This is a genomic window from Arthrobacter sp. SX1312, assembly GCF_002929295.1.
Classification (GTDB): domain Bacteria; phylum Actinomycetota; class Actinomycetes; order Actinomycetales; family Micrococcaceae; genus Arthrobacter_D.
Map to the genome: position 1 here is coordinate 71,263 of NZ_PJIM01000003.1, position 15,302 is coordinate 86,564.

A 15,302-nucleotide genomic window follows, 5' to 3' on the forward strand; every position below is an offset into this window, starting at 1 on the left:
GGCGTCGTCGCCCGCCGCACGCCCTCGGTCCGCGCTGTCCGCCCTGGCCGCCCGTGCCGCCTTGCCCGCCCTGCGCCACGCGTTCGTCATGCGCCCGGCTCCGGGACGCTCCGGGCAGGGCGTTCGCCGAGCGCCACGAGCCGTTCCCCCGGGGCGAGGGTTCCCGCGCCCTCGGCGGCGAGGACCGCCGGTGTCGCACCCTCGCCGGGGTCGCCGTCGTCGTGCCTGCCGCGCGTGGTCCTCGGACCCACCGCCTTCACCACCAGCACCGCGATGAGCGTGGTGAGCGGGATGGCCAGGACGAGGCCGATGGAGCCCACCAGGGTCCGCACCACCTCCTCGGCCAGTTCGCCGCTCGTGAGGGTGTCGATGAGGGTGCGGTCGTAGAGGGAGACGAGGATCAGCACGGGCAGCGCCGCCCCGGCGTACGCGAAGGCGATGGTGTAGACGGTGGAGGCGATGTGGTCGCGGCCGATCCTCATGGCGGACCCGAAGAGCCGGCGCCCGGAGGTGTTCGGGGCGAGCTCGTACAGTTCCCACACCGCCGAGGACTGCGTGATCGTCACGTCGTTGAGGACACCGAGGCCGGAGATGATCAGGCCGCACAGGATGATCGAGGAGATCGACAGCTCGTCCGAGGCGTTCACGAGCGTGTACGCGTTCTCGTCGCCCACGCCGGTCAGGTGCGCGGCGTCGGTGGCCCAGGCCGCGAGCACCGCCGTGATGCCGAGCCCGAAGACCGTCCCGAGCAGCGCCGTCGAGGTGCGCGCGGAGAAGCCGTGCGCGAAGTAGAGGACGCCGTACATGATCACGATCGAGCCGACGAGTCCCAGCAGCAGGGGCGGCGCGCCCTCGACGAGGCCGGGCAGGATGAACTGCGCCAGGACCACGAGGGCGCCGACGAGGCCGATCATGGCCCGCAGGCCCCGCCAGCGGGCCACCGCGATGACGACGACGGCGTACAGGACGGCGAGCGCGACGATCGGGACGGAGCGGACGAAGTCGACGAATACGTAGGGCGCCGCCCCGTCCTGCATCACGGACGCCAGGTCGAGGTAGCGGATCTCGTCGCCCGGCTCGACGGCGTCGGTCTTCGCGAGCTCGGGCGTCACCTCGACGGGGATGAGGCCGCCCCCGAGCGCCGGCTGCGTGTAGGCGATGGTGCAGGTGAGCGCCGTTCCGCCGGCGTCGACCGTGGCCCGGGAGGACGGGCAGTCGCCCTCCCCCACCTCGCGGACCGTCCCGCGGTCGAAGCTGACGCCCTCCGCCGTCGCGTACGGACTGGCGACGGCGAGCGAGCTGCGGTCCCCGCCCGGCCACAGGAGCACCATGGCGATGAGGGTGACCACGCCCAGGGGCACGAGGACGGCCGAGAGCAGGAGGTTCGCCCGGCGTCGCGCGGCAGTCGCGGGGGCGGACGGCTCCGAACTCCCCCTGGTGTGCTGGTGGCTGTGGCCCACGGGCATCCTCGGTGGTCGGGCTGGTTTGATGGTGCGGTGGCAGGTGCGCCGGGCACCGTCTGCGATTCTACGCAGGGAGCCCGCCGGGCAGCGGCAGCCCCGTCCGGGGCGGAGAGAGGTGGTGCGTGGCAGCGAAGGCATCACCTCCCGCACGGGACAGGGATCCGGTGCTCTCGATCCGCGGTGCGTCGTCGCCGGTGCGCGGCGTGGCGCTCGTGCTGCACGGCGGCCGGGCGGACAGCTATGACGCCGTGCAGCCCACGCACCTCAGCCCTCTCCGGATGCGCCCCTTCGCCGCGCGCCTGGCAGCCGCCGGCGGCGGGGAGGGGCTCGCGGTCTGGACGCTCCGCAACCGGGTCCGCGGGTGGAACGGGGAGGACCGGTCGGCCCTCCGGGACGCGCGCTGGGCTTTGGGACGGATCACTGCGGAGCATCCCGACGTACCGGTCTACCTCCTCGGCCATTCCATGGGCGGGTTGACGGCGCTCTCCGTTGCGGGCCACCCGCAGGTCCGCGCCGTCGCGGCCCTCGCCCCGTGGCTGGCGCCCTCGAGCCCCGTCGAACCGGTCCGCGGGCGCAGCCTCCTGATCATGCACGGGGACACCGACCGGTGGACGAGCCCGACGGCGTCGCTCGCCTTCGCCCGCCGGGCCCAGCCGGTGGCGGCGGACGTGCGCTACGTGCGGATGCTCGGCGCCGGCCATTTCATGTTCCGCACGGTGCCGGTCTGGCACGGCATGAGCACGTCGTTCCTGCTGGGCCGCTTCGCCGAGGACACCGGTGCGGTGATCGACCGCCGCGTCCTCGCGCGCTCCGCTCCGCTCTTCAGCGCCGCGGATCCGCTCGACATCGCCGCGTGAGCCCCGGCCGTGCAGCGCAGGTCCCCCCGTCCGGGGTACAAAGAGTACAGAGAGAGCACCAGCGGGTTCGTCCCGCGACCGCCGAGGGCAGGAAGAGGGATCTGAGCATGGGATGGAAGCCGCGGCAGAGCGACCGCATGTACCGGTTCGTCGTCTACGCGGGCAAGACCGCGTTCGCGGCGCTGCGCCTGCCGGTCACGGTCACCGGGACGCAGAACCTGCCCGCGTCGGACCCCCTGAACGGGCGCTCGCGCCGGGCCGTGCCCGGGCACGGCGCCGTCGTCGCCATCACGCACTTCGGCTACCTGGACTTCGCCTTCGCGGAACTCGTCCTGTGGAACCACGCCCGCATCCAGGCGCGCTACATGATCTCCAAGCGCGCGGCGGAGCACTGGTTCGTCAGCCCGTTCGTCGTCGGCCTCGGCCACGTCATCACGGACCGGAAGGCGGGTGCGGCGGCATACGACGACGCCCTCGCGAAGCTGCGGGCTGGCGAGTACGTGGCGATCCTCCCCGAAGCCGGGGTGTCCCGCAGCTACACGGTGCGCGCGCTCAAGACCGGCGCGGTGCGGCTCGCCGCCGAGGCCGGCGTCCCCGTGATCCCCGTCTCCGTCTGGGGGTCCCACCGGCTGCTGACCCGCGGCCACGGCTTCTCCGTCCGGCGCGCCTGGAAGTCCCCCGTCCGCGTCCACATCAGCCCCGCCATCCACCACGCCCCGGGACTCGACGTCGCCGAGGAGACGGAGAAGCTCCGCCAGGAACTCCAGGACGGCATCGAGACGTGCATCGCCGACTTCCCGGTAGCCCCGGAGCCCGGCGCATGGTGGATGCCCGCGCACCTCGGCGGCGGGGCCATGACCGTGACCGAGCGGGAAGCCGCGGACCTCGCGGACCAGAAGGCCGGCCGGCACGACCGCGGCTGAGCACGGGTGAGCGTCAGCCCGTCGCGACGACCAGTGTCTCCGGTCCCGCCAGGCGTGCCGCACCCGTGGCCAGCAGGGGATCGACGACGGCGACCAGCGCCTCCATGGCGTCGTCGACCTCCAGCTGGATGGGGTACTGGTGCACGAGCATCGCGATCAGGGTGGCGACCGCGGCCTGCTGCTCCTGCTCGGGCAGCGTCGTGTCGTAGCCGAGCAGCACGTCCGCCGGGTCGTCGGTCCGCGCCTGCGTATAGCTGACCGCGAACGCCGCGATGGCCCCGCCGTCGGCCTTCGGCCGGTCCCGCAGCACGATCGCTCCCCCGGCCCCGCTGGCGTCCCCGAGGAACAGCTGCTGGGCCCGGCCCAGGCTGATGTCCGCCCGGTCCCAGGCGTGGACGGACTCGTAGAAGGCCGCCACGGCCCGCGTCAGCTCCACGGACCCGGTGGCCGCCTCCTCCAGCTGCGGCCCGGCCGCGTCGTCGAAGGCCGGCGCCGCGAGGGCCCCGGGCGCGACGACGACGAGCCGCGAACGCTGCAGGGTCCCGAAGCCCGTGGCCTCGGCGAACGCAGCGCCGGTGGTCCCGGGCGACACCTTCGACCGCAGGACCGTGACCCCCGACGGCGACGCCGCGGCCTCGTGCTGGAGCATGGTGAGGAGCGTCGAGCCGACGCCGGCCCGCCGGTGGTCCTCGGCGACCTCGATGTAGCACCAGAGCCGGTCCGGGTGGAGCGCCGCCCCGTACACGCAGCCCGCCGCCACGGGGACGCCCTGGTCGACCGCCGTGATACAGCGGTTCCAGGGGGTGTCCGACGGCGGGCGGAAGGAGCCGCGGAACTGCTCGGCGGCCGCCGACTCGGGGCCTCCCCAGAGCTGGAGGAGCTCGAGATCGTCCCCGTCCTGCCAGGCACGGTAGTCCAGGGCCATCAGGCTCCGACCAGGCGCTCGGCGAGGTAGCCCTGCACCTTGTCGAGGGACACGCGCTCCTGCGTCATGCTGTCGCGCTCGCGGATGGTCACGGCCTGGTCCTCGAGGGTCTCGAAGTCCACCGTGATGCAGAACGGCGTGCCGATCTCGTCCTGCCGGCGGTAGCGGCGGCCGATGGCGCCGGCGTCGTCGAACTCGATGTTCCAGGACTTCCGCAGCTGGGCCGCGAGGTCCTTGGCCTTCGGGGAGAGGTCCTCGTTGCGGCTGAGCGGCAGGACGGCGGCCTTCACCGGGGCGAGGCGCGGATCCAGCTTCAGTACGGTGCGCTTGTCCACGCCGCCCTTCGCGTTGGGGGCCTCGTCCTCGGTGTACGAGTCCACGAGGAACGCCATGAAGGAGCGGGTCAGGCCGGCGGCCGGCTCGATCACGTACGGCGTGTAGCGCTCGTTGGTGGCCTGGTTGAAATAGCCGAGATCGGTGCCCGAGTGCCTGGAGTGCGTGGACAGGTCGAAGTCGGTGCGGTTCGCGATGCCCTCGAGCTCGCCCCACTCGGAGCCGGCGAACCCGAAACGGTACTCGATGTCCGTGGTGCCCTTGGAGTAGTGGCTCAGCTTCTCCAGCGGGTGCTCGAAGAGGCGCAGGTTGTCCGGGGCGATGCCGAGGTCCGTGTACCAGGAGAACCGCTGGTCGATCCAGTACCGGTGCCACTCCTCGTCGGTGCCCGGCTCCACGAAGAACTCCATTTCCATCTGCTCGAACTCCCGCGTCCGGAAGATGAAGTTGCCCGGCGTGATCTCGTTCCGGAAGCTCTTGCCGATCTGCCCGATGCCGAACGGCGGCTTCTTGCGCGCCGTGGTGAGCACGTTGTTGAAGTTCACGAAGATGCCCTGCGCGGTCTCCGGGCGGAGGTAGTGCATGCCCTCCTCGGAGGCGACGGGGCCGAGGAACGTCTTCAGGAGTCCGGAGAACTCCTGCGGTTCGGTCCACTGGCCCCTGGTGCCGCAGTTGGCGCACGTGACGTCCTGCAGCCCGTTCTCCGGGGCGCGACCCTTCTTCTCCTCGTACTCCTCCTCGAGGTGGTCGGCCCGGTACCGCTTGTGGCAGGAGAGGCACTCGACCAGCGGATCGCTGAAGACCTCGACGTGCCCGGAGGCCTCCCAGACCTGGCGGGGAAGGATGACGGCGGAGTCGAGTCCGACGACGTCCTCGCGGCCGCGCACCATCGTCTGCCACCACTGCCGCTTGATGTTCTCCTTGAACTCGGCGCCGAGGGGCCCGTAATCCCACGCAGACCGTGAACCGCCGTAGATCTCCCCCGACTGGAACACGAAGCCCCGCCGCTTGGCGAGCGAGATGATGGGGTCGAGCGCTGACTTGGCTGCTGCCATGGTGATGTCTCCAGTTCTGGGCAGGCCGCTGGGTGCGGTCGCTGGTGGGGTCGCGTGGATCGGGCCGTCCGGCCCGGACGACGGGCACGGAAGCTACCCGCCAGCCTACCGGTCCGCCCCACGCGTCAGGGGCCGTCCTCCGCGGCGGCCCGCACCGGGACCCGCCGGACCTTGACGCGACACCCGAAGTGTTCCTAGGTTGAACCCACGGTGACGTGTGATCCATGTCACTTGAGCCCGGACGGACCGGGCGCTCGCATCCTGAGGAATCCCATGACCCTATCCCTACCGCCGCGCGCCCGCCTCGGGCGCTCGGCGCTGGCACTCGCGGGCACTGTCGCCCTCGTCGCCAGCGGCAGCTTCGCGGCCAATGCCGCCCCGACCTTCGACAACAGCAACAACAACTCCTCCAAGAAGCTCCGGACCGCCGTCACGGTGGAGAAGGTGGTGGGTCACCTCACCGCCCTGGACGCCATCGCCGAGGCCAACGGTGACACCCGGGCGTCCGGCACCGAGGGCTACTCGGACTCGGTCGACTACATCGTGGGCAAGCTGACCGCGGCGGGCTACACGCCCACCGTCCAGCCCTTCACCTTCCCCTTCTTCGCCGAACTGAGCCCTGCCGTCCTGGAGCAGACCGCGCCGAACGACGTCACCTACGGCCCCGACGACGTGGCCACGATGACCTACTCCGGCGCCGGCGACGTCTCCGGAGCCATCAGGGCCGTCGACACGACCGGTGCGGCGAGCGCCACGGGCACGAGCGGCTGCGAGGTCTCCGATTTCGCCGGGTTCCCGGACGACGCCATCGCGCTCGTACAGCGCGGCAGCTGCACCTTCGCGGTCAAGGCCGCCAACGCCGAGGCGGCGGGCGCCAGCGCCGTCATCATCTTCAACACCGGGGTGGGGGCGAACACCGGCCCCGTGGCCGGGACGCTCGGGGCACCCGACCTCGTCCGCATCCCCGTCGTCGGGGCGAGCTACGCGGCCGGCGAGGCCCTTCTCGGAGAGGGCGTCAGCGGCAGGGTGGCCGTCGACACCATCTCCGAGAACCGCGAGACGTACAACGTGATCGCCGAGACGGCCACCGGCAACCCGGACAACGTCGTCATGATCGGCGCGCACCTGGACAGCGTGCTCGCCGGCCCGGGCATCAACGACAACGGGACGGGCAGCGCCGGCATCCTCGCCGTCGCCGAGGGCATGAGCAAGGTCAAGCCCGCGAACAAGGTCCGCTTCGCCTGGTGGGGCGCGGAGGAGGAAGGCCTGCTCGGCTCCGAACACTACGTGGCCGATCTCGTGGCGAAGGACCAGCTGGACTCCGTGGGCCTGTACCTCAACTTCGACATGATCGGCTCCCCGAACTTCGGGCGCTTCGTGTACGACGGCGACAACTCGGCCTTCCCCGTCGGCCCGGGCGCCGCAGCGGGGCCTGCCGGTTCCGGGCAGATCGAGCAGGACTTCCATAACTACTTCGCCTCGGTGGGCCTGGCGTCCGGTGAGACCGCGTTCAGCGGCCGCAGCGACTACGGGCCGTTCATCGCCGAGGGCATCCCGGCCGGCGGACTGTTCACGGGTGCCGAGGGCATCAAGACCGCCGAGCAGGCAGAGCTCTTCGGCGGGGAAGCGGGTGCCCCCTACGACGCGTGCTACCACGCGGCGTGTGACGACACCGACAACCTCAGCATCGAGGCCCTCGACCAGATGAGCGACGCCGTCGCCCATCTCACGATCACCTACGCCATGAGCACGGCGGACGTGAACGGCGCCGGCGCCCCCGTGAAGGGCAAGGGCGCGAAGGACCGCTTCGAGGGCAACCCCCTCGGCGGCGGCACGGAGAGTGGCGGCGGGCTCCACCCGGAGCACGACCACGACCACGAGGTCGCGGACCGCTAGCTGACCCGAACCGCTCACGGCAGGGGCCGGTCCTCCGGGACCGGCCCCTGCTGCGTGCTGGAGCCCTCCCCTGTGCCGACCGCCGGACGCTATGCCCGGGCGCGCCGCGGCCAGGGCAGCGTGGTGAGGATGATCGCCGCGAGGGTCAGGAGCGTGCCGGCAACCGTGGCGAACACCACGATGGTGCCGGGCGCGGGAACCACGAGGTCCAGGAGGAGCGAGCCCACGAGCTGGCCGCCGATCATGCACAGCCCCGTGAGCAGGACGCCGAGGCTGCGCACGAGCAGCGCCCCCAGCGCGATGAAGATGCATCCCATGGGCCCGCCGAGGTAGTACCACCACTCGGTGGGCAGCGGGTTGCCCGGTCCGGCAATCGCGACCTTGACCAGCCACGCCGACAGCAGGACCGCCGTGCCGGCGATGAAGTTCATGAGCGTGGCCGCGAGCGGCGTGCCGTAGTGGAGCGCCGCCGTCCCGTTCATGGCCTGCTGGAAACTCAGGAGCACTCCGGCCACGACGGGGAGCAGGACCGGGACCAGCCAGGCCGAGACGTCGCCGGCCGCACCGAAGCGCGGGGACACCGCCCAGATGACGGACAGGACGGTCAGGACGACGCCGATCACCCGCATGGGCGTCGCGGCGCGCTTGCCGCCGGGCCCGATCCCTGCCTTGTCGACGAGGAGCCCGCTGAGCGACTGGCCCATGACGGTCGCCACGGTGAACAGGGCGACGCCGAGGATCCCGATGGTCAGGGACTGGGAGAACACGAAGAACGCCCCGATGGCCCCGGCGGCGATGTAGAAGGGCGGGAACCGCCGCTCCCGGACGGACGGGATGATCTGCAGGGCACCCGCCCGCGCGCCCGGCAGCGCGAGCGTCAGGACGATCATGACCACCAGTCCCGTGCCGAAGCTGATCAGCGCGGCTGCGATGCCGTCGCCGAGCACCGTGCCGAGGGCGCCGTTGATCCTGCCCTGGACGGGGATGGCGAGGCCGGCCACGAGGGCGAGCGGGAAGCCGAGGGCAGGGGGCAGCACGGGGGCATCAGGCACCCGTACAGCCTAGTGCGGCGCATCCGGCATGATGGGATGCATGACCGACGACGCAGGCACCGCCGAACTGCCCATCCGCGACGACATGATCCGGCTGGGGCAGGCGCTGAAGCTCGCCTCGCTCGCGGAGGACGGCGCCGAGGCCAAGACGCTGATCGACAACGGACTCGTGCAGGTGAACGGCGAGATCGAGGAGCGCCGCGGCCGGCAACTGCACGCCGGGGACACCGTCAGCGTCAACGGGCAGACGATCCGGATCAGCCGCACCCGGGCGTGAGTCTCGCTGCCGGGCCGGGTCAGCGGCGGCCGAGGACCGTCATGGTGAGGAACTCCCGGACGTGCGCCAGTTCCTGCTGGTTGATGCTGTGGAACATGTTCGGGTAGAGGATCTTCGTCAGCTTCGTGTGCTTCACCAGCCAGGCGTGGGTGACCTCGATCATCTCGGGCATGATGACCTGGTCCTCCTGGTCGCGTCCCCAGAAGAACTGCACGGGCGACGCCGCGGCCTCGTCGTCCCGGAAGAACGCGTGGCCCTCCGACGGCACGGTGAACCCCGAGAGCCCGACGACGCACGCGAAGTCCGTGGGCCGGTGCCGCAGGAGCGACGTCGCGACCGCCATGCCCTGGGAGAAGCCGAGGATGCTGACGCTGGAGTGGTTCCCGCGGACGGAGTCGAGCCACCCGGACACCGCGGTGACGCTCTCGACGACGCGCTCCACGGAGTAGTCGGCCTCGCGGGAGAGCGGGAACCAGGAGTAACCGGGCCCGGCCGCCAAAGGCGCCCGCACGGACGCCACGGTGAAATCGGCGGGCAGGTGGTCGACGAGGCCCATGAGGTCCTGCTCGTCGGCCATGTAGCCGTGGAACAGGACGAGCAGGGGCGTGCCCCCGCGCTCGGATTCCGGCTTCGACCACAGGACCACAGGGGTCCGGGAGTCGGTGGAGGGCGCGGCAGTGCCGGTGGCAGGTTCAGTCATGGCTCCTATCCTTTCACCTCTCCCCCGCGGAGGCCGTACGGTGGCGCGCGGGCGGGGCCCGTTGCAGAATGGCCCGGTGAACCTTTCCGACGGCGAGACCCTGCTGCCCCCCGACGCCGCACCCGTCCAGGACGGTCCGGTGGTCGACCCCGGCCTCAACCCCGACCCTCATCCGTGGCACCGGTACGTGGCGCTGGGGGACTCCTTCACCGAGGGCATCGGCGACCCCAACCCGGAGAGCATCGGAGGCAACCGGGGCTGGGCGGACAGGACCGCGGAGGAGCTGGCCCGGGGGCAGGCGGACTTCGCCTACGCGAACCTCGCGGTGCGCGGGCGCCTGCTGCAGCAGATCATCGACCAGCAGGTGGACGCCGGCCTGGCCCTCCACCCGGACCTCGTCACCATCTCGGCCGGCGGGAACGACCTCCTGCGCCGTGGCGGGGACCCGGACCTGCTCGCCGAGAAGCTCGACCCGGTGGTCGGGACCCTCGGCGCTTCCGGCGCGACGGTCGTCCTGCTCACGGGGCCCGACGTCCGCGAGACGGTCCTCGGGAGCGTGCGGTCGAGGACCGCCATCTACAACGAGAACCTGCGCACCATCGCCGCCCGGCACGAAGCGGTCATCGGCGACATGTGGGCACTCCGCCAGCTCACCAATCCGCAGATGTGGTCCACGGACCGGCTGCACTTCTCCCCCCTCGGGCACCACACCATCGCCGCCATGGTGCTCGACACCCTCGCCGTCCGGCACACCCTGCTGCCGCTGCAGCCCAAGGACCTGCCGGCGCGGAGCTGGCGGACGGCACGGTCCGAGGACCTCGTCTGGGCGCGCGAGCACCTCGTACCCTGGGTGCTGCGGCGGCTCCGGCACCAGTCCTCCGGCGACGGCGTGATCGCGAAGCGTCCCGAGCCCGGGCCCATCTTCGGTCCGGGCATGCCGCCGGGCACCGCGGGCTAGCTCCCGCCGCGGCCCCTCGGCCGGACGGCAGGGATGACCGGGCTTCCGCCCGGTCATCCCTGCTCCATCGTGCGTCGGCTCTATCGTGCGTCGGCGGTCCGGCCGCCGGGACTCAGCCGTCGAGCGAGACCTCGCCGTTGGCCACGGCGTCGGCGCAGGCGCTGAGATCCGGCCCGGGCTTGAAGTCGACGAACTGCGGCTGCAGCTTCTGGAAGAGGAACTCGTAGACCTCGTCGCGGGACTTCCCGTCCATGGTCTCCGCGGCCTCCCGGACCGCACCCTGCAGCGCGCGGTCGGCGTCGAGCAGGATCTTGTCGCGGGCTTCCTGGTTCCAGCCGATGGTGCTCAGTTCCATGAACAGCTCCTCTTCGTCGCGGATCGATGCGTCCGGGACCCTTGCCCCGGACGGGCCCGCCACCACTTCCTAAGCAGGCTTACTGCCAGCCTAGGTGCTTGCCGGGGGAATCGGCTACCAGCCGTAGAAGGCCGACCCGAGCTGGTGGTCGAGCTGGTGGATCTGGGTGAGGAAGGCGTCGTGGCCCATGGGCGAGGAGATCATGTGGACGGGGACATCGCCGGGCAGGCCGGCCGCGAGCCGGTGCGACTGCCAGGGGAAGTACAGGCGGTCCGTGTCCACCGCGGCGATGAAGAACTCCGACGTCGCCGCCCCCAGGACGTCTTCCAGGCTTCCGCGATCGCGCGCGGCGTCGTGGCTCATCAGCGCCTCGGTGAGGATCACGTAGCTGTTGGCGTCGAAACGGTCCACGAGCTTGTCGGCCTGGTGGTCGAGGTAGCTCTCCACCCGGTAGCGGCCCCGGTCGGCGGGCAGGACGGCCCCGAGGGGCTGCTCGGCGTCCTGCTCCGCGCGACCGAAGCGTGCTTCCAGTTCCTGCTCCGCGCGGTAGGTGATGTGCGCGATCCGCCGCGCGATGCCGAGGCCCGCCTCCGGGTGCGGGCCGCCGTAGTAGTCGCCGCCGCGGTAGGCGGGGTCGAGCCGGATGGCCTGCAGCTGTGCCTGGGCGAACGCTATCTGTTCGGCCGAACTGGCGGCAGTGCAGGCGATGACGGCGCACCGCTCCACCCGCTGCGGGTACATGAGTGCCCATTCGAGGGCCCGGGCGCCGCCCATCGACCCGCCGAGCACGGAGTGCCAGCGCCGGATACCGAGCTGGTCGGCGAGCAGGCCCTCCGCGCGGACGGCGTCGCGGATGGTGACGAAGGGGAACCGCGCACCCCAGGGTTCGCCGTCGGGTGCCAGGCTGGCCGGCCCCGTCGAGCCGTAGCAGCCTCCCAGCATGTTGACGGCCACCACGAAGTAGCGGTCGGTGTCCACCGTGCGGCCGGGGCCCACGAGCGAGTCCCACCAGCCCTCCTCCTCCGAGGCGCCACGGGCCACGTGCGAGCTGCCGGTCAGGGCGTGCTGCACGAGGACGGCGTTGGAGCCGTCCCGGTCCAGCCGGCCCCAGGTCTCGAACGCCAACTGGACGTCGGGCAGCTCACCCCCGGTCTCGAGGACCAGCGGCCCGATCGACGCGACACGGAGCAGCCCGTCCCCCTGAGGAGGTGCGTCGTCGGTCCATGCGGGCAGCGGAGCAGGAGGGTACGTGGTCACGAACGGTCAGGCTCCCTTGGCGGCGCGGAAGCCCGCATCCAGATCGGCGAGGATGTCGGTGATGTTCTCGACGCCGACGGACAGCCGCACCAGGCCAGGCCGGACGCCCGCGGTGAGCTGCGCCTCCGCCCCGAGCTGGCTGTGCGTCGTGGACGCGGGGTGGATGACCAGCGAGCGGACGTCGCCCACGTTCGCGACGTGCGAGTGCAGTTCGAGGCCGTCGACGAAGCGCTTCCCCGCCTCCAGCCCTCCGGCGATGTCGAAGCTCACGATCGCCCCCGTGCCGTTGGGTCCGTACTTCCTCCCGCGCTCGTACCACGGACTCGAGGAGAGCCCCGCGTAGGTGACGCGCTCGACGTCGTCGTGCCCCTCCAGCCACTCGGCGACCGCCTGCGCGTTCTGCACGTGGCGTTCCATGCGCAGGCTGAGGGTCTCCAGTCCCTGGGCGATCAGGAAGGCGTTGAACGGGGAGACGGCAGAGCCGAGATCGCGGAGCAGCTGGACGCGGGCCTTGAGGATGTAGGCGAGGTTGGCGCCCAGCGCACTGCCCACCCCGAGATCGCGGGCGTACACGAGCCCCTGATAGCTCTCGTCCGGCGTGTTGAAGCCCGGGAACCGTTCGGGGTCCTGCGCGAAGTCGAAGTTGCCCGAGTCCACGATGACCCCGGCGATGGCGTTGCCGTGCCCGCCGAGGTACTTGGTGGCCGAGTGCACCACGATGTCCGCTCCCCATTCGATGGGCCGGATCAGGTACGGCGTGGACAGCGTGTTGTCGACGATCAGCGGGATGCCGTGCTCGTGGGCGACGGCGCTGATGCCCTCGATGTCGAGGACGTCCTGCCGCGGATTGGAGACCACCTCGCCGAAGAAGAGCTTGGTGTTCGGCCGGAGTGCCGCGCGCCACTGCCCGAGGTCGTCCGGGTCCTCGACGAACGTGGTCTCGATCCCGAACTTCTTCAGCGTGTGCTTGAAGAGGTTGTAGGTGCCGCCGTAGAGGCTGGGGCTGGCCACGATGTGGTCCCCCGCCTCCGCGATGTTCAGCACGGCGAACGTCTCGGCGGCCTGGCCGGAGGCCAGCAGGAGCGCGCCGACGCCGCCTTCGAGGCTCGCGATGCGGGTCTCCACGACCTCCTGGGTCGGGTTGCCGATCCGCGTGTAGATGGGCTCGAGTTCGGTCAGCGCGAACCGGTTCGCGGCGCTCTCCGCGCTCGGGAAGACGAACGACGTCGTCTGGTAGATGGGGAGCGCACGCGCCCCTGTGGTGGCATCCGGCACCTGGCCGGCGTGGATCTGGCGTGTTTCAAAGGACCAATCGTTGGACATGGTGTTCCCTCTGATCAGGGGCTCCGCCTGTCCGATGCTCCGGCCGGTGGACGCCGCTCCGGGAGACCGGACCCCGCAGGAGCCCGCGCTTGAACGGCGCCGATGGGCGCCGGACCTGGTCTTCACCCGGGGCACCCCACCGCGGTTGGAGGGTTGCCGGCCAGCAAGCCGGGGCTGTGTGCTGGCACTCATGACCTGCATTCATGTAAACCGATCCGGGCGGATCCGGCAACCGTGTGACCCTCCGTGAAGCCGCCCGAGGGCACGCTCCCGGTACGCCCGACGTCGGCTCCCGATCGGCTCCCAGGACACGCTCCCGGGAGTAAGGCAAGCCTTAGTCGAGACCCAGATCACTTAGTGCCAAGATAGCCGCATGCGCCTGGACCATGTATCTTATGCCTGCGAACCCGATGGACTTGCCGCGACGGCCGATCGAATCTCGGCCAAGCTCGGCGTGGAGCCGGTGAAGGGTGGTGTGCACCCCCGCTTCGGCACCCGCAACATGATCTTCCCTCTGGTCAACGGCCAGTATCTGGAGGTCGTCGAGGTGCTGAACCACCCGGCGTCGGACAAGGCTCCGTTCGGCCAGGCCGTCCGCGCCCGCTCCGAGGCCGGCGGAGGCTGGATGGGCTGGTGCGTCGCCGTCGACGATCTGGCACCGTTCGAGGAGCGCCTCGGGCGCAGCGCGGTGCCCGGCAACCGGAAGTTCCCGGACGGCCAGGAGCTCACCTGGCAGCAGATCGGCATCAAGGGACTCATCGCGGACCCCCAGGTCCCCTACCTGCTCCGCTGGGACGACGGCACGGAGGACCTCCACCCCTCGAAGGCCCGCCCCGCCTCGGTGAAGCTGGACTGCCTCACCATCGCCGGCTCGTCCGAGCGGGTGACCGACTGGCTCGGGACGGACGTCGAGAGGACGCTCGACGGCGTGCAGGTCCAGTGGATCGCCCCCAACGGGACGCCCGGGGTCATGTCGGTGACGTTCGAGACCGACAGCGGTCGCGTCGAGATCTAGGCTCCGGTCACGTGCCGATCCCCAGGGCCGGCCCGAGCAGGGCGTAGCCGACGAAGCCCGTGATGTCGATGAGCGCGTGGGCGATCACGAGCGGCATGACCCGCCGTGTCCGCGTGTAGAACCAGGCGAACAGCAGGCCCATCAGCACGTTCCCGATGAACGGCCCGAACCCCTGGTAGAGGTGGTAACTGCCCCGGATGAGGGCACTCGTGATGATGATTGGGGGGGTGGACCAGCCGAGGTCCCGCAGGCGGATGAACAGGTACCCGACCACGATGACCTCCTCAAGCACCGCATGCCGGAGCGCGGACAGCACGAGCACCGGGATAGTCCACCAGTAGTCGTCGAGCGCGGCCGGCACGAGCGCCGTCGTGATGCCGAGCGCGCGGCCTCCCGCGTACACCCCGAGCGTGCCGACGGCGATGATCGCGGCGAGCCCCACCCCGAAACCGACGGTGCGCAGCGGCTGCTCGAAGGTGAGGCCCAGGCGCCGGACGGCCGAGACGCCGGGACCGCTGAGCAGGAACAGGACCAGGGCCACGGGCATCAGCGCGAAGAGGATGTCCAGGAGCTGGTAGGCGAGGTCGAAGTACTCGCGCTCGTTCAGCACCGGGTTCAGGGTGGTGGTCTGGCCCGCGAGGGGTCCCCGCGTGAGCTTGTCCGCGAGGCTCACGACGGCGTACACGCCGGACTGCCCCAGGGAGAGCCCGAAGACGATCAGCAGTTCTGCGGTGATCCGCCGCCTCGGGAGCGGATCCACGGAACCTCCCGCTGCGGACGGGACGGTGGAGGACGAGGACTCGGCAGTCATGACGCTATCCTGCCAGCGGGAAGGACAGCCTGTCCCCGGATCCCGTCGTCGTCGGTCAGGCGATAGAGATGCGCCACCCGGAGCCGCGGATTACGTCACCCG

The 15,302-nt window shown here is 71.1% G+C and carries 15 protein-coding genes and 1 riboswitch; of the genes, 6 read left to right on the forward strand and 9 right to left on the reverse strand.

The features are described from left to right. Nucleotides 1-86 precede the first annotated feature (86 nt). Nucleotides 87-1,466 (reverse strand): YibE/F family protein, encoded by a 1,380-nt coding sequence (locus CXQ92_RS13610; protein ID WP_104168317.1) that lies wholly within the window; start codon nt 1,464-1,466, stop codon nt 87-89. Between the two features lie 119 nt (nt 1,467-1,585). Between CXQ92_RS13610 and CXQ92_RS13615 the strand changes: the two genes are divergently transcribed. Together CXQ92_RS13615 and CXQ92_RS13620 are read left to right on the forward strand one after the other, a co-directional pair. Continuing rightward, nucleotides 1,586-2,320, forward strand: a complete 735-nt coding sequence (locus tag CXQ92_RS13615) for an alpha/beta hydrolase (protein ID WP_258069946.1) — start codon at nt 1,586-1,588, stop codon at nt 2,318-2,320. 107 nt (nt 2,321-2,427) lie between these two features. Continuing rightward, nucleotides 2,428-3,243, forward strand: a complete 816-nt coding sequence (locus CXQ92_RS13620; protein WP_104168319.1) for a 1-acyl-sn-glycerol-3-phosphate acyltransferase — start codon at nt 2,428-2,430, stop codon at nt 3,241-3,243. 13 nt (nt 3,244-3,256) lie between these two features. Here the strand turns inward: CXQ92_RS13620 and CXQ92_RS13625 are convergent, their stop codons facing one another. Together CXQ92_RS13625 and CXQ92_RS13630 are read right to left on the reverse strand one after the other, a co-directional pair. Then, complete coding sequence (locus CXQ92_RS13625; protein ID WP_104168320.1) at nt 3,257-4,168, reverse strand: GNAT family N-acetyltransferase; 912 nt, start codon at nt 4,166-4,168, stop codon at nt 3,257-3,259. Further along, nucleotides 4,168-5,556 (reverse strand): glycine--tRNA ligase, encoded by a 1,389-nt coding sequence (locus CXQ92_RS13630; protein ID WP_104168321.1) that lies wholly within the window; start codon nt 5,554-5,556, stop codon nt 4,168-4,170. The genes CXQ92_RS13625 and CXQ92_RS13630 overlap by 1 nt, the downstream gene beginning before the upstream one ends. 273 nt (nt 5,557-5,829) lie before the next feature. Between CXQ92_RS13630 and CXQ92_RS13635 the strand changes: the two genes are divergently transcribed. Next, nucleotides 5,830-7,452, forward strand: coding sequence for a M28 family peptidase (locus CXQ92_RS13635; RefSeq protein ID WP_104168322.1), 1,623 nt, complete (start codon nt 5,830-5,832; stop codon nt 7,450-7,452). An 89-nt stretch (nt 7,453-7,541) separates the two neighbouring features. Here CXQ92_RS13635 and CXQ92_RS13640 read toward each other — a convergent pair whose 3' ends face one another. Further along, nucleotides 7,542-8,504 (reverse strand): DMT family transporter, encoded by a 963-nt coding sequence (locus CXQ92_RS13640; protein WP_104168323.1) that lies wholly within the window; start codon nt 8,502-8,504, stop codon nt 7,542-7,544. Nucleotides 8,505-8,544: 40 nt separating this feature from the next. Between CXQ92_RS13640 and CXQ92_RS13645 the strand changes: the two genes are divergently transcribed. Then, the gene (locus CXQ92_RS13645) at nt 8,545-8,781 is read left to right on the forward strand and encodes an RNA-binding S4 domain-containing protein (protein ID WP_104168324.1); all 237 of its coding nucleotides are present in this window, start codon (nt 8,545-8,547) and stop codon (nt 8,779-8,781) included. Nucleotides 8,782-8,800: 19 nt separating this feature from the next. On the opposite strand, the gene CXQ92_RS13650 is transcribed toward CXQ92_RS13645, so the two are convergent. After that, nucleotides 8,801-9,481 (reverse strand): alpha/beta hydrolase, encoded by a 681-nt coding sequence (locus CXQ92_RS13650; protein ID WP_104168325.1) that lies wholly within the window; start codon nt 9,479-9,481, stop codon nt 8,801-8,803. 139 nt (nt 9,482-9,620) lie between these two features. On the opposite strand from CXQ92_RS13650, the gene CXQ92_RS13655 reads away from it, so the two are divergent. After that, nucleotides 9,621-10,439 carry an SGNH/GDSL hydrolase family protein gene (locus tag CXQ92_RS13655; RefSeq protein WP_258070007.1) on the forward strand — a complete coding sequence of 273 codons (819 nt, stop codon included), beginning with the start codon at nt 9,621-9,623 and terminating at the stop codon, nt 10,437-10,439. Between the two features lie 112 nt (nt 10,440-10,551). On the opposite strand, the gene CXQ92_RS13660 is transcribed toward CXQ92_RS13655, so the two are convergent. The 3 genes from CXQ92_RS13660 to CXQ92_RS13670 all read right to left on the reverse strand — a co-directional run bounded on the left by CXQ92_RS13660 (nt 10,552) and on the right by CXQ92_RS13670 (nt 13,374). Then, nucleotides 10,552-10,794 (reverse strand): hypothetical protein, encoded by a 243-nt coding sequence (locus CXQ92_RS13660; RefSeq protein ID WP_104168794.1) that lies wholly within the window; start codon nt 10,792-10,794, stop codon nt 10,552-10,554. 114 nt (nt 10,795-10,908) lie between these two features. Next, nucleotides 10,909-12,051 carry a homoserine O-acetyltransferase gene (locus CXQ92_RS13665; protein WP_258069947.1) on the reverse strand — a complete coding sequence of 381 codons (1,143 nt, stop codon included), beginning with the start codon at nt 12,049-12,051 and terminating at the stop codon, nt 10,909-10,911. A gap of 6 nt (nt 12,052-12,057) precedes the next feature. Next, a complete protein-coding gene (locus tag CXQ92_RS13670; RefSeq protein WP_104168327.1) occupies nt 12,058-13,374 on the reverse strand; it encodes a bifunctional o-acetylhomoserine/o-acetylserine sulfhydrylase in 1,317 nt (438 codons plus the stop codon). Nucleotides 13,375-13,454: 80 nt separating this feature from the next. After that, nucleotides 13,455-13,570: riboswitch (SAM riboswitch) on the reverse strand. A 177-nt stretch (nt 13,571-13,747) separates the two neighbouring features. Between CXQ92_RS13670 and CXQ92_RS13675 the strand changes: the two genes are divergently transcribed. Beyond that, entirely contained in the window at nt 13,748-14,389 is a 642-nt protein-coding gene (locus CXQ92_RS13675; RefSeq protein ID WP_104168328.1) for a VOC family protein, read from the forward strand. Between the two features lie 7 nt (nt 14,390-14,396). Here CXQ92_RS13675 and CXQ92_RS13680 read toward each other — a convergent pair whose 3' ends face one another. Continuing rightward, nucleotides 14,397-15,200: a CPBP family intramembrane glutamic endopeptidase gene (locus tag CXQ92_RS13680; protein WP_104168329.1), complete on the reverse strand. Its 804-nt coding sequence runs from the start codon at nt 15,198-15,200 to the stop codon at nt 14,397-14,399. Nucleotides 15,201-15,302: the final 102 nt, after the last annotated feature.